We start from the raw sequence: 16,799 nt of genomic DNA on the forward strand, positions 1-16,799 counted from the left end.
CCTGCCCGGTCCCGCGGCACCGCGATCTCGACCGGCCCCGACTCGGTGATCACCGTCTTGGAGCGGTGCCCGTTGCGGTAGTTGTCCCGGCCGCCCTCGGCCCGCTCGCCAGGCTGGTGCCCCAGATGATCGGTGAGCTCGCCCTCCAGCGCGGACTCCAGCACCCGCTTGGTCAGCTGCTGCAGCAGGCCGCCCTCCCCGGTGAGCTTCACCCCGCCGGCCTGAGCCCGGGCAACCAGCTCGGCGACCAGCCCGTCGTCCACGGCGCTCGTCCCACTCACAGCGGCCTCCCCGGCCTCGATGTGACTCATCACGTCAGTCATCAACTGTCGCTTCCAGCTTGGGAGTTACACCGCTCACCGTACAGACCCGTTCCGGGACCCCGTGCACGACGGCGCGACCGATCCCACCGTCATCTGGCACCGGCACACCCGCCAATGGTGGATGCTGTACACGAGCCGCCGCGCCGACGCGCCCCCGTCGAACGACGTCAGCTGGGTGCACGGCACCGACATCGGGATCGCGTCCTCCACGGACGGCGGAGCCACCTGGCTGTACCGGGGAATCGCCGAAGGACTGGACATCGAGCCGGGGCGGCACACGTACTGGGCACCCGAGATCGTCGACGACGGAACCCAATACCACATGTTCGTCAGCGTCATCCAGGGTGTCCCGGCCCGGTGGGAAGGCCACGCACGGGTCATACGGCACTACACGAGCCACGATCTCCTGTCGTGGACCTACCGTTCCACCCTGTCGCTCTCGTCGGAGAGAGTGATCGACGCCTGCGTCCTGCCGCTGCCGACGGGCGGCTACCGCATGTGGTAGAAGGACGAGGCCCATCACCAGTACACCTACGCCGCCGACAGCGACGACCTGACGCGGTGGACCGTGCGAGGACCCGCTGTCGAGGGCGCCGCGCACGAAGGCCCGAACGTCTTCGCCTTCGCCGCCTACTGGATGCTCGTCGACGAATGGCACGGCCTGAGGGTTCTTCACTCACGGGACCTGCGGACATGGGAACGGCAGGGACTCGTCCTCGACCGCCCCGGGCAGCGTGCGGACGACACGTCATACGGCTTCCACGCCGACGTCGTCACCAGCCGGCTCGGCGCCTTCGTCTTCTACTTCACCCACCCGGGGCGATCCGCCGAGGGCACCGCGCACCACAGCGGCTACGACGACCGGCGCAGCTCGATCCAGGTCGCCCGCCTGCGGGCGGGCGCAGGCACCCTCGTGTGCGATCGCGACGAAGTTCTCGAGGCCCCCGTCCTGCCTGTCGAAGGACCCGAGCAGTGACACTCTCGCTCTCAGGGGGCTCACCTCCGTAGACGGGACGCGTTCGCCGTCGACGGTCCGGTGGGCCGGTGGGCCGGGCCGGGAGACAGGGCCACGCAGCCGTCGGTGCGAGGCGGGATCATCCGCCGCAGGCGGGCCCTGCGCACCACCATGAGTGGCGTACTCCGGGCTGGATGCACCTGGCAGTTCTGCTGCACCTCGCACACCACCTCACAGATGGGCTGCCGACGAGACCGGTACGGTGGACCGACGGAACAGCGTCCGGCAGCCCTACACTGCCGTGTCATGCAGGAGACGCGTCTCGACACCGCCCGGATCCGGGCAGCTCGCCGGGTGATCGATCCGGTCTTTCTCGACACTCCCCTGTACCGCTGCGAGGCGCTGGAGTCCGGCCTCGGGTGCACCGTGAGCATCAAGCTCGAAACGGCGAACCCGGTCCGCAGCTTCAAGGCCCGCGGCACCGAGGTCGTCGCGAGTCGACTGGCCGAACACGGCTCGCGAGCCGTGGTGTGCGCGAGCGCGGGCAACCTGGGCCAGGCCCTCGCCTGGTCCGGTCGCACCCGGGGGCTCGACGTCACCGTCGTCGCGTCCCGCTTCGCGACCCGTGCCAAACTCGATCGCATCCGCGCGTTGGGCGCCGGCCTGGAACTGGTCGACGGCGACCACGAGACGGCCCGCGAGCGGGCCGCGGCCATCGCGCGCCACGACGGCATCCGGCTGCTCGAGGACAGCCTGGACATCGAGACCTGCGAGGGCGCGGCGACCATCGGCCTGGAACTGGTGGACACCGGGCCGGCGTTCGACGCCGTCCTGGTCGCTCTCGGCGGCGGGGCGCTGGCCACCGGTGTGGGGCATGTGGTGAAGGCTCTGGCGCCCGGGGTCGAGGTGATCTGCGTCCAGCCGCTGGGCGCACCGGCGATGACACACTCGTGGCGCCGGCGGCGGGTCGTCACCACCGGCTCGACCGACACCATCGCCGACGGCGTGGCCGGCCGGTGTCCCATCCCGGTCGTCCTGGACGACCTCCTCGTGGTCGCCGACGACGCCGTCCTGGTCCGGGAGGCGTCGATCATCGCCGGCATGCGGATGCTCCTCGATCACGCCGGCCTCGTCGTCGAACCGTCGGCCGCACTCGGTGTCGCGGCGGTCCTCGAAGACCGTGACCGCTTCGCCGGCCGGCACGTGGCCACCATCGTGTGCGGCAGCAACGTCGACATGGACGCCTACCACCGCTGGGTCCGTGCGGATCCCGTCCCCAGGCCGTGACCATCGCACCTCAGCCGTGCTGCTCACACGCGGCCGGGCTCCGGCTCGTGCGGGGCACCGAGCTGCTCGGAGCAGCGGAGCGCCCGTCCTCCGCGTCCGGGGCGGGCACGGCCGCGGCGCTGGACACGAGCGACGCTCACGTGTGAGCTGCGACCTTGTCGGTCCACGCGGTCGGCCTCCACGATGACCGGATCGGACGAGGCCAAGGAAGGCGGCTCTTCATGGGTGATCATGTGCACGTGCGTCTCAGCCAGAGGCTGAGCGTGTCGGCCGAAGGAGAATTGATCGAGCACTCCCGCTGCCGGTGCGGGGCCACCTTCACCAAGGTGTTCGACGCGGACGACGGGAAGCCTCAGGGCCCGGCCCGGCCCTGAGGCGTTCGTCCGGGCGCTGCTCCGGATCGTCACGCCATTGCCGGCGCACGGGCTGTTCGACGGCGTGGCGCGCGTGCTCTTCGCCGCGTGGCAGGCGTACGCGCCGGCGCACGGTGCCCCGGGCCGGCTGTGGCTGTTCCTTGTCGTCGAGGTGGCGTTCGGCGTCGTACAGCTTGTGCCGTGGCGGCAGGCTCGGCGCACCGACCTTGCGGACACCCCTGCCGGACAGCCGCTCGATGCCACGGGGCGGTGAGGCCCGGACGCTTCTCTCGTGGGCCGGCTGCTACAATGCACGCGTTGGCCTTCGGCGCCCCGACGGGTGTGCTCGAAGGCTTTTTTCATGCCTTCTGACACATCTGCGTCCAGCACGCCTCCCACCACCAGCTACCGTGCCCTGCTCCGCAACCGCGAGTTCGCCGGGCTGTATGCCGGCTTCACCCTGACGACCGCCGCGAGCACCCTGTCGGGTTTCGCACTCGGTACGCTGGTCGACCAGCAGACCGGATCTCCGTTCCTGACGGCCGTGAGCATGTACGGCGCCACGTTCGCGACGGTGCTCGGCGCGTTGACGCTGATGTCGGTCGCGGACGGAAGCCGTCCGCGCCGGACCCTCGTCGCGCTCGAGTGCCTCTCGCTCCTCGGTGTTGCCGCACAGGCGGTTCCAGGGCTGCCGCTCACTGCCAGGTTCGGTCTGCTCCTTGTGCCGGGGTTCTTCCAGTCTCTGGGTACCGGAACGCGGATGGGGCTGCTCGCCGAGGTGGTGCCGACCTCCACGTATGCACTGGCACGTTCGCTGATGAACATCACCTCGGGTGGCATGGCCGTCCTCGGCTACGCCATCGGCGCCGTACTCCTGCGGTACCTGAGCCCGCAAGAGGTCTTCGTCGCCGCGTCGGCCCTGACCGGAGCCGGGTTGATCGTTGTGGCGGTGACGGTCCGGGAACGCTCCATCCGTCTGACCCGCCGCCCCGGACTGCGCCAGACCTGGACGACGAACATCGCGCTCTTCTCCCACTCCGGCCAACGCGCGCTGCTGCTGAACCTCTGGGTGCCCAACGGCCTGATCGTCGGTTGCGAGGCTCTGTTCATCTCCTACGCACCGCATCACGCCGGCGACTTGCTGGCCGCCGGATCGGCAGGCATGCTCCTCGGTGACCTGACTGTCGGGCGGCTGCTCACCGCCGAGCAGCGCCGCCGCCGTGCGTTCGCCCTGCGACTGCTGCTCGCCGTCCCTTACCTGCTGTTCGCCGTCCACCCGCCAGTGCTGGTGGCGATTGCCGCGGTGTTCGTCGCCAGTGCCGGGTTCGCCGCCACCCTGCCGCTCCAGGAGCAGCTTCTGGAGTTGACCCCCGACTCGGTCCGTGGCCAGGTCCAGGGAGTCGAGTCCGCCGGCCGGATGACGTGGCAGGGTATCGGCGCCGCGATCGCCGGCGGTGTTGCCCAGCACTTCACCCCCGGCACGGCCATCACCGCTGCGGCCGCAATCTCCGTCGCCGTCACCGTCTTCTCCCGGCCCTTCGTGATCCGGGCCCGGACCGTGCAGGCCGAGACGGGCCGCGCGTGAACCCACCCAGTGGGTAGCCGATCGACGGGCTTCCGCGACGGCATGAGCGGCGGGCACGGCCGAACGTGCCCGCCGCACCTCGTTGTTCGTCGCGGACACCGGAGCCGTCCGCGCACGCGCAGAAGGGTGAGCAGGCCGAAGACGACGTCACTGCACGAGGCGGTGTCCGTGACGATCCTCTCCGGGCGCTTTCCCGCCGTCCCGGTCGTCGAAGTGGGCGAACAGGTTCTCCGTCGACAGCAACGCCGCGGCTGGTGCGTGAAGTTCACCAGAACTGCCGGAGGTTGAAGGACCTCAAGGAGACATGGCTCGCGGGCTCGGTCGAACTCCTGGCGTAGAGCAGTGGCATCCCCGTCCGGGCCTGGTCGTAGGCCGCGCTCCACGCGAGCCACTGGTACGCGTCCCAGCCCCGCTCCATGCCGATTCCCACGCCGTCCTTCCGCAAGGTGGTCAGGGCCAGGCGATGGTGGAAGGCGACGTCGTAGCGGGCGCGGACCTCCAGGGGTTGCCGCTGGTGCCGGTCGAACCACTGGAGCGCCGACACGCCACGCTCGGTGGGGTGGTCGGAGTTCTTGTGGAGCCTGAGCAGACGGTCGAGGCCGAGCGGCTCGTGCCGCATGAACCGCGCCATCTTTCCCTTGGCCTCCTCGACGGCCGAGTGCAGTGTTCCCCCGCTTCTCCATCGCGGATCGGCGGGGGCGCCGGACCAGTCCGGGCCGAACACCTCTGTCATGTCACGCTCGACCGCATCGCTGAAGGGGTCGAGCGGGGCGAACCGGAACACGGTGTCCGAGACGGCGTTGTGCCGTGCCAGCAGGGTCCGTATGTCGTCGGCATGCCGGTCGAGCGTGCGCAGGAGGTACTCCACTCTGCCTTCGAGGGCGTAGTGGGTGAAGACGAGGGAGTTCACCGTGCCGGCGGCCCGGTCGGTCGCCGTCTGCTGGGACACGCTGACCGTCCGCTTCCTGGCGAGCGAGTTGTCCATCAGCGAACCGACGAACGCCACCATGCGGCTCGCGCCGGCCGGGCTGACGTGCTCGGGAAGAACCGGATCGCTCACACCGGCCCGGTGCGCGCACAGACCGATCTCCACGTCCAGGGACGGTCGTTGCGCCAGCAGCGCCGAAAGGAAGCGCGCGCCTTCCAGGTAACGGTTCGCCTCCGGGTTGAACGTCTCGCTCTGCCGGCTGAAACGGAATCCGGCGATCATGGTGGGGACCAGTGCCAGCATGCGCGGCACGGTGAGGGCACTTCGGTCGGTCCTGGGAAGCCGGTCCAGAAGCTCCCTCGCCTTGATTACTTCCTGTCGCGCGGCGATCTGGCCGCTGAAGGCGTAGATGGTCGCGGCGATCGCCGCCTCCCACCGGCGCGGCCGTCTGAGCGCCAGCGGATGGATTCCCGCCATCTCGTCCGGGGAAGGGAGCTGCAGGTCGACCGATTCCGCCTCCTTGCGGATACCGCACAGTGCCACGATCTCCCGCACGCCGATCCTCGAACCGTTGTAGCGGCTGAGCACCTGCGACCTCGAGTAGTCCCAGAACGTGATGTCATCGGCCATCGGCCATCCTTTGGTTCTCTCTGCTCGTCAGTTCGCTCGTCGGTCATGGCGCCCGTCCGCGCCCGCCGTTCCGTACAGGATGAGGAAGTAGCCCACCGCCGCCAGCACGCCCAGCGTCGCGCTCGCACCCCACAGGGCGGCCGGGCCCATGGTGTCCAGCGCGAATCCCGAGACCGCCGGGGCCACGCAGGCCGCCGCCGCCCAGGCGAAGCTGTACAGGCCCTGGTGACGCCCCTGGCTGTGGTCCGGTACGAGCTCGGCCACGGTGGCCATGGAGGTCGGTGCCAGAACGATCTCGCCGACCGTCCAGATGACCACGGTCAGGGCGTACGCCGCGAGGGATCCGGCCACGGCGGTCAGCCCCAGCCCCCCGCCCAGCAGCAGCGCCCCGACCACCAGCGGGCCCGCGGGGCGGTACCGCGCAAGGACCCGGCCGGCGGGAAGTTGCAGCGCCACGACGAGCAGGCCGTTGAGGCTGATGACCAGACCGTAGTCCCGGGCGGTGTGCCCCGCCCCCGCCATGGTGAGCGGAAGCGCGGTACTGACTTCCTGCATCAGCAGCCCGACCAGGAAGGTCACGGCCACGAAGGCCAGGAACCGGCGCCGCCGCGGCACGTGCGGGGTCTGCGCGGGCGGGTCGGCACTGCCCCGAGGTGCCGGGCCGGGGCGGGTCTCGGGGACGGTGAGGTACACCACCAGCGCGCACAGCGCCGTCACCGCCGCCTCGCCGAGGAAGAGCGGGAGGTAGCCGTGCTGCGCCAGCATCCCGGCGAGCGCGGCGGAGACGGCGACACCGATGTTGACGGCCCAGTAGATGAGGGAGAACGCCCTGACCCGTGCCTTCGCGGCGACCACCTCCGTCACCACGGCCTGGACGACCGGCCTGGAGGCGTTGCCCGCCAGGCCGGCCAGGCACGCGGTGACCGCGAGCGCCACCCGGCCCTGGGCGAAAGCCAGCGCCCCGGTGGTGACGGCGCTCAGCAGTTGGGCGCCCAGCAGGGTCACCCGTCTGCCCAGACGGTCCGCGAGCATGCCGCCGCCGACCGCGCCGACCGCGCCGCCGGCTCCGTAGAGTGTGGCCACGAGACCGGCGAACGACGCCGAGTAGCCCCGCTCCAGGGTCACGTACAGCGACAGGAAGACGACCACGAAGCCGCCGAGCCGGTTGACGAGCGTGGCGGTCCACAGCCACCAGAACGCGCGCGGCAGCGCCGGCCTCGGGTCGGCCGCCTCGCGCGCCGCGCTCCGGGCGCCGGTGGTCATCGTTCGGCTACGGCGGCCATCGCGTTGCCGATGTAGTTCGGCAGCCTGACGAGCCGGTCCCACAGGTCGTCCAGACTGACCGGGTAGCGCTCCCGGTAGCGTCGGGTGACCGCCTCCACCTCGGCCCATGTGGCCGGCTCGGCACCGTCGTTGTAGTCGGCCGCCAGTTCGTCGTACAGCGGGGTGCCCGGGCGCAGGAAGAGCTGGTTGAGTCCGAAGTACCCGGGCAGCGAGGCGGCCCAGTCGACCACTTCGCCGCTCAGGCAGGCCGGGTCCCCGGGCAGGCCCAGCAGGATGAAGGCGAAGGGCGTGATGCCGGCCGTCGAGAGCCTGCGGATCGCCGCGTCGATCTTCTCCGCCGGGACCCGTTTGCCGACGCCGGTCTCGGCGACGGTCGGTGATTCGGCACCCAGCCACATGCCGTTGCAGCCTGCGGCGGCCCACAGGTCGACGTCCTGGCGCAGCACCACCTCGGCCCTGCTCTGACCACTCCAGGCGATGCCGCCCCGGGCGGCGAGGCCGGTGCACAGGTCCTTGTAGAAGCTCGGGTGCAGACCGAAGACGTAGTCGAGGAAGAACAGCGAGTCCACGCCGCGTTCGCGCATCGCGTCGATCTCCGCGAGGGTGCGGCCGACGGCCTGGGGACGCATCCGGGTACCGAACGGCAGGTGGCAGAACGTGCAGCCGTAGGTGCAGCCGCGCACCCCGAGCGCCATACCGCACGGTCCGCGCCTGACCCGGCCGCCGCTGAACGTCTCGGCGGTGTAGGAGGTCAGGTCCAGCAGGTCGTAGGCGGGCAGAGGCGCCGCGTCGTCGAAGACCAGTGGCGGGTAGGTGCCGCTCAGCGGGAGCTCGCCGAGCACGGGTCTGCCGCTCAGCAGGTCCCGGACGCCGTGCACAGCCGCCGCGTCCGCCTCACCGCGCGCCACGTGGTCCACGCCCAGCTCGCGCCGGGTGGCCGCGGGCAGTTGGGTGGCGTGCGGGCCGACGGCGAGGACCGTGGCACCCGGCCAGGTCCGGCGCACCTGTTCCACGGCGGTGCGCACCGGGTGCAGATCGAGCGGATAGCACTGGGCGCGGTCCGCGATCGCCGTGACGACGACGGCCACGTCCACCGCGTCGACCCCGGGTGCCACGGGACTGAGGCGGCGGTCCCAGACGGCGACGCGGATCCCGTCCTGCCGCAGCAGCGCGGCCGCGTTGGCGACGTCCAGGGGAAGCTGCAGGAAGTCGCGTTCGAATTCGTCGTCGGCGACGACGAAGGTGACAGTGGTCATGCCGGCTCCGGGGTGACGGGGGCGGACGATGCGGAGGAGGTGCTGGACGTGGCAGCGGCAGATGCGGGGGCCGACGGCACACGGGTGACGGTGCCGGTGCGTGCCGCCTCGTACACGGCGAGGACGGTCAGCAGGGCCCTGCGGCCCTCCTCGCCGTCGACGCTGGGCGCCCGGCCCTCGGTGACCGCGTCGCAGAAGTCGACGAGCTGGTCCCCGTGCGGCGAGGGGAGCAGGCCGCTGGCGTCCCGCTGTTGTGCGGGGGCGGCCGGGCGTCGCTCGGCCGCCTGGTTGCCCGCCCCGTAGGCGCCGTAGGCGGAGGTGTCGTCCGCCGGCCCCGCGGCATGGAAGTAGGTGAGTTCGTCGTTGTCGATCACGGCACTGCCCCGGTCGCCGTGCACCGCGAGGCGTGTGGTGCGTCCCGGGTACGCGGCGGTGGTCGCCAGCAGTGACGTCAGGGCGCCGTCGGCGTGCCGCAGGGTGGCGGTGACGACGTCCTCGACCTCGATGCCGTGGTGCCCCCGCAGGGCGGTGTGCGCGGCGACCTCCACGACCGGGCCCATCAGCCACTGGACGAGGTCGACGGCGTGCACGCCCTGGTTGAGCAGGGCGCCGCCGCCGTCCAGGGCACGGCTGCCCCGCCAGTCACCCGAGTCGTAGTACGCCTGGCCACGCCACAGGGGGACCTCGACGAGTCCGGACGTCAGCGTGCCCAGTTCTCCCGCGTCGAGGGCGGAACGCAGCATGCGCGAGGCGGGGTCGAAGCGGCGCTGGCTGATGACGGCGAGGGTGCGGTCGGCCTTCCGCGCGCAGTCGATGAGCCGGTCCGCCGCCTCGGCGGTCACCTCGACGGGCTTCTCCACGATGACGTGCTTGCCTGCGGCCAGGGCCCGTTGTCCGATTTCGGCGTGGAGTCCGCTGGGTGTGCACACGCTGATGACATCGATATCGCCACGGTCGAGCAGAGTGGCGACATCCGTCGCCTCGCTGCCGGTCTCCGCCGCCAGCCGGTGGGCGCGCTCCGGTGAGGGCGAGGCGACGGCGACGAGTCGTGCCCGTGCGGCGAGGGGCGGATAGGCGCTGAGCACGCGGGCGTGCAGACCACCGATCACACCGCAGCCGACGACTCCGAAGCGGAGCCCGCTCATACCGCGCCTCCGCCCGGATGTCCGGCCGCGGCGGTGGCACGGCCACGCTCGAAGTGCCCGGCGAGGGCGCTGATGCGGTGTACGGGCCGCAGGTCGACCGGGGGCAGGGGCAGGTCGCCGAGCAGCTGCGCGACCGCGGTGCGCAGGGCGTTGTCCATCGGGGAGTCGTTCACCAGTGTCTCCTGGCGGCCGGTGGGCAGGTGGGCGGTCAGACGGTGGGTGTTGCCGGGCAGCCGGTCGCCGTCCGGCAGGGCGACCGGGTCCATCTCGGCCGTGAACAGCGCGGGGCCGGCCTGGATCTGGGCGAGTCGCCTGCGGCCGCCGGTGGAGTGTCCGAAGCCGCGGGTCCAGTCGGGGACGTCGGCGTCACCCGGTGGGTCACCGACGACCGAGGAGTACAGCTCCAGCGCCACGCCGTCCGCCACCGTGGCCCGTTCCCGGGCGGCCGTGACGAAGTAATCGGGATGGACGACGCCACGCACGTCCTGGACCGGGCTCTCGACGTAGGCGCGGTAGGCGTCGGCGGGCAGCAGCCGGCTCACCACCGCCAGCATGTGCGGCCATTCGTAACCGAAGACACCGTGGTCCCGGTCGACGAACCGGCCCGCCTCCATGTCGGAGCGCCGGTCCTTGCTGAAGGCGACGCGCACCGCCGTCACCGGCTGGGAGGGCATGTGCCGGCGGCGCAGGTCGTCCAGCAGGCGCAGCGCGTGGGCGTGCCGGTACTGGTTCATCACCACCACGCGCGCCTCGGGATGCTGCTCCAGCAGTGCGCGGAGCCGGGGGACGTCCTGCGCCCGGCAGGCCGGCTTCTCCATGATGACCCGGGCCCGCGGATCGCGGGTCAGGATCGCCGCCAGCGTGTCGACGTGCGTGTGTGTGGGTGTGCAGAGCGACCAGAGGTCCACGGGAGCGGACACGTCCGCCACGTCGCTCCGGTGCTCGACCGGACGGTGGCTGTAAGCACCGGCGGGCACACCGGTCAGTGCCGGGTCGACGGTGCAGACGCGCAGTCCTGCGGCCTCCAGCAGCCGGTGGTGCAGCCGGCCGGCCACTCCGTACCCGACGACGCAGACGCGGGGCAGGTCATGCATCGGCGTCGTCACCGTCCTCTGCGCGCGCGGCGGGCCCGGCGCTGTCGGCGAGGTACGTGTCGTAGTAGGCGTCGAACAGCCCCGCGTCCCGCACCACCCGGTCCACGGTCTCCAGATGGACCCCGGACGACAGCGTTGTCGCGGAACGGCACAGGTGCTTGGCGGCGATCAGCGTGGCGGCGCGGTAGGCGTCGTAGCCGCGGTTGGGGATGCCCTCGTAGGTGTAGAGGTTCAGTGACCGGCCGTCGCCGAGGAGGGTCGCCGAGTGGCCTCCCGGCAGGGTGTGGCGGACGCCCACGCCCGGGACGTCCGACGTCGTCGTGGCGACGCGGCGCTCACTGAGCAGGCTGAAGTCCCGGGTGGCGAATCCGGCCAGGAGCACACCGTCGGGCAGCAGTGCGAGGTCGGCCTCGGTGAGGGCGTCCTCGCCGGTGGTGCCGAGGACGAGGAAGGGGCGGGCGCGCAGCAGCGCCTCCCGGGCCGAGCGGCTGGTGTCGAACCCCTCTTCCGCGGCGCGTACGAGTGCGAGCGTGTCGGTGTCGACGACGGTGACGCGGCATCCGGTCGCGCGCAGGGCCCTGGCGATGCGGGCACCGAGGGTGCCGAAGCCCAGGGACAGCACCCGTCGTCCTACGAACTTCTCCCCCGGCACGATGGCGCGCAGCCGGCGGACGCAGGAGTCGGCGATCTCGTTGTAGGCCAGGTGTGTCTTGACCTGGGAGCGTGCCATGTTGAAGACGGGAAGACGCATGTCGTCGGCCGCCGAGATACGTTTGAGACCGCTGACGGTCAACTCCAGTGCGGCGTCGACCCGTTCGGTGACCAGACGGTCGCGCGCGGAGCCGAGGGCGATGATGCCGCCGTCGTCGACCATCAGTACGCGCCTGCCCTCGGCATGTGCCCTCCGGATGAAGGCGTCGACGTCGGAGCCCACATGGCGCGCGTGGGCCACCTCCTCGTCGGTGGCGGTGCCGTTCACGACGGAGTTGTCGAGCGTGGCGCTGCGGTAGCCGCGGGACAGGAACCATCCGTGCACGCGGTCCCGGCGCAACGTCTTGTCACCCTTGTCCAGGGCGTAGATCCACTGGGGGGAGAATCCGGCGCGTTCGGCCGCCAGCAGGAAGCCGACGCTGTTCTCCACGTAGTGGTCGCGGAATATCAGGGCCCAGTCGGTGAACGCGCTGTCCTCGGTGGCGTACCGGCGCAGCAGCGGCATCGCCTCCCATAAGGTCGCCACCTCGGTGTCGCTGAAGGCGGCGCCCTCGCTCCGCAGGGCCTCGGTCAGGGCCTGTGCGACGGCGGCGGGCCGCAAAGCGTCCGGCTGGACGCACTCCGTCAGCACGGCGGCGCGCCAGCGCGGGGTGGGGGGATCGCTGTGCTCCAGGGCGTGCGGCACGGAGTCGGGCTCGGGTGTGAACTGCACCGTGACGAAGCCCGCTCCGGTGTCCACGGTGTGCGCGTAGCCGCCGTCGTCGAGGGCGACCACCTCATGGCCTTCCAACGGCGGTTCCGCCGGGTCCGGCCATTGCCGCAGGCTCAGACGCAGCAGGACGTCCGACGGCCAGTGTCCGTTGATCACGGCGTGGAGCCGCGCGGTGGCACCGGCCGGCAACAGTCGGTCGCCGTTCGGGGATGTGCCCAGCAGGGCGTTGAACGTCATGTGCACACTCCTTCGTCACCCGCCTCCGGGAAGCCGGAATCGCGGGTGTCACGGTGGGATGACGGATGTGGCGGCCGAATGAAGGCCTCCGGCCCGGGGTCCGCACGGGACCGCACAGGCGGACACAACTCTTCATTCGCCGAAAGCCGCAGGTGAACGCGGAGCGCCGGCAGGTTCCTTCCTCGGGCCTGGAGATGTCTCGCAGGCGGACGTGACGGGCGGGCAAGGGCGAAAGCCGCCGATGCCCGGCTTCGGGACCGGGTGGATCATCGACATGATCGCCACTGCATGGTCATAGCGCCTCCACAATCATGTCAACCATGGACCGGCGCCCACCCCGCGCTCGTTACGTGAAAATAATTCGGATATTTAGGGATACCCGGGTGCGGACCATCCCGCATTTCAGCGCCCCTCGGGAACGGACTGCTCCGTTCTACGGAATGGCCGATTCATCACTCTTCATGGCCTATTCCAGTCACCCCCGGCCCCTCTGTCGGCGGGTTTCCCTTCCAGGAAAAGCAGCCGGGAAACAGAAGCGCTGTTTCGTACGGCGGCGCGCCAACGACCCATAACCGATGCGAAAGACGCCGGTAAACCTCGGAAAAGAAGAAATCCCGGTGACTGTACGGTAAAAAGCCGTCGCTGTCGTTCCAGGCGGTCGCCGACGGGGCCCGGGACAACCCCACCTGCCGATTTCGCCGACTCCCCGTCCGGAGGGCGAGTCGCTGCGGGTCCGCGCCGAGGCGCGCCGTCGTCAGCCGACCGTTGCCGTACCGGCGCCCGCCGACGGTGAGCACGTCCACGATGCCGGCCGCCAAGGCGGCACGGTGGGACCCGGGCGCCGAGCAGCGCCTGAAGCGGGCGGCTCTGGAGCTGTACCTGGAGGGCGGCTATGACAACGTGACGGTGACCCACATCGCCGAGCGGGCGGGACCACCCACCCGGCGCTCCTGCTTCCGCTGCTTCCCGGACAAGCGCGAGGTCCTGTTCGCCGGCTCAGAGCACCTGCCCCGGGCACTGGCGGAGGCAGCTCTGACGGCAGACCCGAACGCGGCTCCGCTCACCGCCGCCCTCGACGCGCCGGCGCGAGTCGGCACCCGGCTCGCCGCGCACGTGGACGGCGCGACGGAGCGCCGGGCGGTGATCGACGCCGGCCCGGAGCTGCAGGAGCGTGAACGGACCAGGGCGGCCGCGATCACCGAGGCGATCCGTGACGTCCTGATACAGCGTCAGGTCCACGCCGGGACGGCCGAACCGGTCGCGCAGCTCGCCACGGTGGCCTGCGACAACGCCTTCCGGCGCTGGACCGGGGCCAAGGGGGCGTGCGAGGTTCGGCAGCTGCCTGGACGCGGTGGCCGACGAACTGCGGGCCGTCCTCGCCGGGACGTGACAAGGACGGGTGCCCGGTGTCGTGACTGATCGCTTCAAAGCGGGACCGACGTCTCCACCCGACAGACTTCTTGATCACTCCCGCCGCACCCCTGACGATTCGGCCGCAGCCTGCCACCACTTCGACATCACCCACGGGACCGCGGACAGAGCCGTTGCCAAGCATCGCCGGCACGGCGGCAAGGCCGGGCCCGTCGCCACGGGGGAAGGCGACGGGCCCGGCACTCCACGGTGACACGGACGTCAGAACCGCGCAGTGCCATCGGGAAACCTGTCAGGCGTGCGGCGGGTGCACTGCTCACGGGCACGGGTGCCGCGGTCAGCCGAGGCGGAGGCGGCTGAGGGCGGTGGTCCAGGCGTTGACGACGGCGTGCAACGCCTGGTCGAAAGCGGTCCGGCCCGCGCCCAGCGCTGTCTGCGGCTCACCGTGCTCGAGCGAGCAGTCATCGTGGATGGCGGGACGGCCCCTCTCCGCCGGGGCAGCCCGGTCATCGGACGCTCGTGGTCCTGCTCATCCACTGGGCAAGCGTCAGGCCACCCGTTGCCGCCGTACGGGCCGGTCGGCCCCGACGGGCCGGCACGGAGCCGCGCGGGGCTCCGGCGTACCGGTACCCGTACTGGTCTCGGCCGGCGTCGCGTGCCAGGGAGTCGCGGAGGAGGGACAGGTGCGGCGCCACGGCCGCACAGCGGTCCTGCCCGTTCAGGGCGGCCGTTCCCTTCCTTGCGGCGGTGAAGGACAGATCGTCTACGGCCGTCATGTCGTACGTCTCGGCCGAACCGTGGGCTTCAGTCATGGTGAGACCTCCGTTCGCCATCCCACCATCGCCCGGGAACGGCCCCTCGCGCGTCGTCCTGCCGGAGTGATTCGCGGCTACCACAGCCGCAGTACCCGGCCCGCCGGTCTACCGCCGGGACAGACACGGACGCAGCACCGGCGCCACGCCCCTTACCCGGACACGTGTGGACACTCCGGTTCGGCCGCGGGTCCGACCAGTCCGCACTGGTAGGCGATGACCACGAGCTGGGCGCGGTCGCGGGCCGCCAGTTTGGCCATGGCCCGGTTGACGTGGGTCTTCACGGTCAGCGGACTGACGAACAAACGTTCGGCAATTTCGTCGTTCGAGAGGCCCAGCGCCACCAGCCCCATGACATCGCGTTCCCGCCGCGTCAGCCGCTCCAGCCGCTCGTGCACCCCCGTCCGGCACGGTTCCGGCTGCGACAGGAAGCGTCTGATCAGCGCCCGGGTGGCCGTCGGCGACAGCAGCGCTTCGCCGGCGGCGACCGTGCGGACGGCCTCAAGCAACTCCTCGGGTCGCGCGCCTTTGCCGAGGAAGCCGCTCGCACCCGCGCGCAGCGCCTCGGCGACGTGTTCGTCGTCCTCGAAGGTCGTCAGGATGAGGACCCGTACTGCCGCGAGGTCCTCCGACTCGCTGATGAGCCGGGTGGCGTCGAGGCCGTCCATCTCCGGCATACGGATGTCCATCAGGACGACGTCCGGGCGCAGGTCCCGCGCCAGTTCCACTGCTTCCTGCCCGTTGGACGCCTCGCCGACTGTCTCCATGTCGTCCGTGGAGTCGAACAGCATGGTGAAAGTGCCCCGCAGCAGGGCCTGGTCATCGGCAAGGAGCACGCGAATCGTCATGCCCGTCTCTCCTCGGAGTTTCGTCGAACATATGGCCGGGGCGCAGCGGCAGGTCGGCCCGCACGGTGAAGCCACCGCCGGGGCGTGGTCCCGCGTGCAGCCGGCCCCCGACCGTGGCCGCCCGCTCCCGCATCCCGATCAGCCCGTGCCCCGTACCCGCGGGAGGGGGCAGGCCCCCGGTTCGCCCGTCGTCCTCGACGAGGATCGTCAGCCGCTCAGGCTGGTAGTGCATGATCAGCCGCGCGTGCGCGGCACCGGCGTGCTTGCGGACGTTGGTCAGGGCCTCCTGCACGATGCGGTACGCGGCCAGACCGACCGCCGGAGCCAGCGGTACGGCGATGCCGCGCCGGGAGTGGCTGACGGTCAGGCCGACGCGTTCGAACGACGCCAGCAGCGCCGGCACCTGCGCAAGACCCGGTACCGGATCCCGCGAGGCCACCGGATCGCCGGACTGCCGCAGCAGCCCCACGGTCACCCGTAGTTCGTCCAGCGCGGACCGGCTGGTGTCCCGGATGTCCTCCAAGGCGGCCAGGATCTGTTCCGGTCGCCGTTCCACCAGATGCGCGGCCACGCCTGCCTGAGCGTTGATCAGCGCGATGTGGTGCGCGACGATGTCGTGCAACTCGCGTGCGATCCGGACCCGTTCGGCCGCCACCCGCTGCCGCGCCTCCTGCTCACGGGTGCGTTCCGCGTGCTCCGCCCGTTCCTCCACGGCTGCCACGTAAGCGCGGCGTGAGCGCACACCGTCCCCGACGGCGGCGGGCAGCGCCGTCCACGCCAGCATCGCCGCGTTGTCCGGGTCCAGCCATGCGTGCGGGGCGCATGCGACGGCGGTGCCGACCAGAACGGCGGCCGAGGCGGACGCGGCGGTCCAGGCGGTACGGCGGTCGGTCAGCACGGACACGGTGTAGACGGACACCAGAACCGGGCTGATCACCAGCGGGCTCTCCCGGAAGCCGAGCGCCAGAAACCCCACTCCGCAGCCGACTGCGCAGGCCAGTACGCCGAAAGGATGGCGACGCCGCCAGACCAGGGCGCAGCAGCCGAGGCCCGCCAGCACCACGGCGGACCACCGCAACGAAAACCGGTGCTCGTGCGGTTGGATGGAAGCGGCCATGACGGACAGCACGAACAGGCCGGCCGGGCCCAGCACCTCCAGCACACCGGTCCCGGCCCGCGCTCCCCGCCTCCTGCCGTTGATCACCGCCATGCCACCACCGTAGGGCGGTCAGCCGGATCGGGCATCGTGGCAGCGCTGCAGTGCCAGG

At 71.2% G+C, this 16,799-nt stretch carries 16 protein-coding genes and 1 pseudogene; 7 read left to right on the plus strand and 10 right to left on the minus strand.

The annotated features are described in order from the left end of the window. A partial coding sequence (locus ABZX30_RS19535) for a transposase (RefSeq protein WP_355934988.1) occupies nt 1–281 on the minus strand: 281 nt, incomplete at its 3' end. A 103-nt stretch (nt 282–384) separates the two neighbouring features. On the opposite strand from ABZX30_RS19535, the gene ABZX30_RS19540 reads away from it, so the two are divergent. The 6 genes and pseudogenes from ABZX30_RS19540 to ABZX30_RS19565 all read left to right on the plus strand — a co-directional run bounded on the left by ABZX30_RS19540 (nt 385) and on the right by ABZX30_RS19565 (nt 4,503). Continuing rightward, on the plus strand, nt 385–828 hold the full coding sequence (locus ABZX30_RS19540) for a hypothetical protein (RefSeq protein WP_355934990.1): 444 nt from the start codon (nt 385–387) through the stop codon (nt 826–828). Between the two features lie 63 nt (nt 829–891). Next, entirely contained in the window at nt 892–1,299 is a 408-nt protein-coding gene (locus ABZX30_RS19545; protein WP_355934991.1) for a hypothetical protein, read from the plus strand. A gap of 285 nt (nt 1,300–1,584) precedes the next feature. Then, nucleotides 1,585–2,565, plus strand: a complete 981-nt coding sequence (locus ABZX30_RS19550) for a pyridoxal-phosphate dependent enzyme (RefSeq protein ID WP_355934993.1) — start codon at nt 1,585–1,587, stop codon at nt 2,563–2,565. Nucleotides 2,566–2,804: 239 nt separating this feature from the next. Next, complete coding sequence (locus ABZX30_RS19555; protein ID WP_355934995.1) at nt 2,805–2,939, plus strand: hypothetical protein; 135 nt, start codon at nt 2,805–2,807, stop codon at nt 2,937–2,939. Nucleotides 2,940–2,946: 7 nt separating this feature from the next. Next, nucleotides 2,947–3,192: pseudogene (locus tag ABZX30_RS19560) on the plus strand (hypothetical protein); the annotation flags it as partial. Between the two features lie 87 nt (nt 3,193–3,279). After that, on the plus strand, nt 3,280–4,503 hold the full coding sequence (locus tag ABZX30_RS19565; protein ID WP_355935102.1) for a hypothetical protein: 1,224 nt from the start codon (nt 3,280–3,282) through the stop codon (nt 4,501–4,503). A gap of 265 nt (nt 4,504–4,768) precedes the next feature. On the opposite strand, the gene ABZX30_RS19570 is transcribed toward ABZX30_RS19565, so the two are convergent. Genes ABZX30_RS19570 through ABZX30_RS19595 form a run of 6 tightly spaced genes read right to left on the minus strand, consistent with a single transcriptional unit; the run spans nt 4,769 to nt 12,500 of the window. After that, on the minus strand, nt 4,769–6,061 hold the full coding sequence (locus tag ABZX30_RS19570) for a hypothetical protein (RefSeq protein ID WP_355934997.1): 1,293 nt from the start codon (nt 6,059–6,061) through the stop codon (nt 4,769–4,771). A gap of 27 nt (nt 6,062–6,088) precedes the next feature. Next, nucleotides 6,089–7,324 (minus strand): MFS transporter, encoded by a 1,236-nt coding sequence (locus tag ABZX30_RS19575; protein WP_355934999.1) that lies wholly within the window; start codon nt 7,322–7,324, stop codon nt 6,089–6,091. Beyond that, entirely contained in the window at nt 7,321–8,601 is a 1,281-nt protein-coding gene (locus tag ABZX30_RS19580; RefSeq protein WP_355935000.1) for a radical SAM protein, read from the minus strand. Before ABZX30_RS19580 ends, ABZX30_RS19575 begins: the two co-directional genes overlap by 4 nt. Next, nucleotides 8,598–9,746 (minus strand): Gfo/Idh/MocA family oxidoreductase, encoded by a 1,149-nt coding sequence (locus ABZX30_RS19585; protein WP_355935002.1) that lies wholly within the window; start codon nt 9,744–9,746, stop codon nt 8,598–8,600. Before ABZX30_RS19585 ends, ABZX30_RS19580 begins: the two co-directional genes overlap by 4 nt. Continuing rightward, nucleotides 9,743–10,840 carry a Gfo/Idh/MocA family oxidoreductase gene (locus ABZX30_RS19590; protein WP_355935003.1) on the minus strand — a complete coding sequence of 366 codons (1,098 nt, stop codon included), beginning with the start codon at nt 10,838–10,840 and terminating at the stop codon, nt 9,743–9,745. The genes ABZX30_RS19585 and ABZX30_RS19590 overlap by 4 nt, the downstream gene beginning before the upstream one ends. After that, on the minus strand, nt 10,833–12,500 hold the full coding sequence (locus ABZX30_RS19595) for a hypothetical protein (RefSeq protein ID WP_355935005.1): 1,668 nt from the start codon (nt 12,498–12,500) through the stop codon (nt 10,833–10,835). The genes ABZX30_RS19590 and ABZX30_RS19595 overlap by 8 nt, the downstream gene beginning before the upstream one ends. Nucleotides 12,501–13,289: 789 nt before the next feature. Between ABZX30_RS19595 and ABZX30_RS19600 the strand changes: the two genes are divergently transcribed. Beyond that, the gene (locus ABZX30_RS19600) at nt 13,290–13,919 is read left to right on the plus strand and encodes a TetR/AcrR family transcriptional regulator (protein WP_355935007.1); all 630 of its coding nucleotides are present in this window, start codon (nt 13,290–13,292) and stop codon (nt 13,917–13,919) included. Between the two features lie 458 nt (nt 13,920–14,377). On the opposite strand, the gene ABZX30_RS19605 is transcribed toward ABZX30_RS19600, so the two are convergent. The 3 genes from ABZX30_RS19605 to ABZX30_RS19615 form a co-directional block, all read right to left on the minus strand. After that, entirely contained in the window at nt 14,378–14,683 is a 306-nt protein-coding gene (locus ABZX30_RS19605) for a hypothetical protein (RefSeq protein WP_355935009.1), read from the minus strand. Nucleotides 14,684–14,835: 152 nt separating this feature from the next. Beyond that, nucleotides 14,836–15,531, minus strand: a complete 696-nt coding sequence (locus ABZX30_RS19610) for a response regulator transcription factor (protein WP_355935010.1) — start codon at nt 15,529–15,531, stop codon at nt 14,836–14,838. Further along, entirely contained in the window at nt 15,503–16,741 is a 1,239-nt protein-coding gene (locus tag ABZX30_RS19615) for a sensor histidine kinase (RefSeq protein WP_355935011.1), read from the minus strand. Before ABZX30_RS19615 ends, ABZX30_RS19610 begins: the two co-directional genes overlap by 29 nt. Between the last annotated feature and the right edge of the window lie 58 nt (nt 16,742–16,799).

The organism is Streptomyces sp. NPDC004542 (genome assembly GCF_040610035.1).
Taxonomy (GTDB): domain Bacteria; phylum Actinomycetota; class Actinomycetes; order Streptomycetales; family Streptomycetaceae; genus Streptomyces.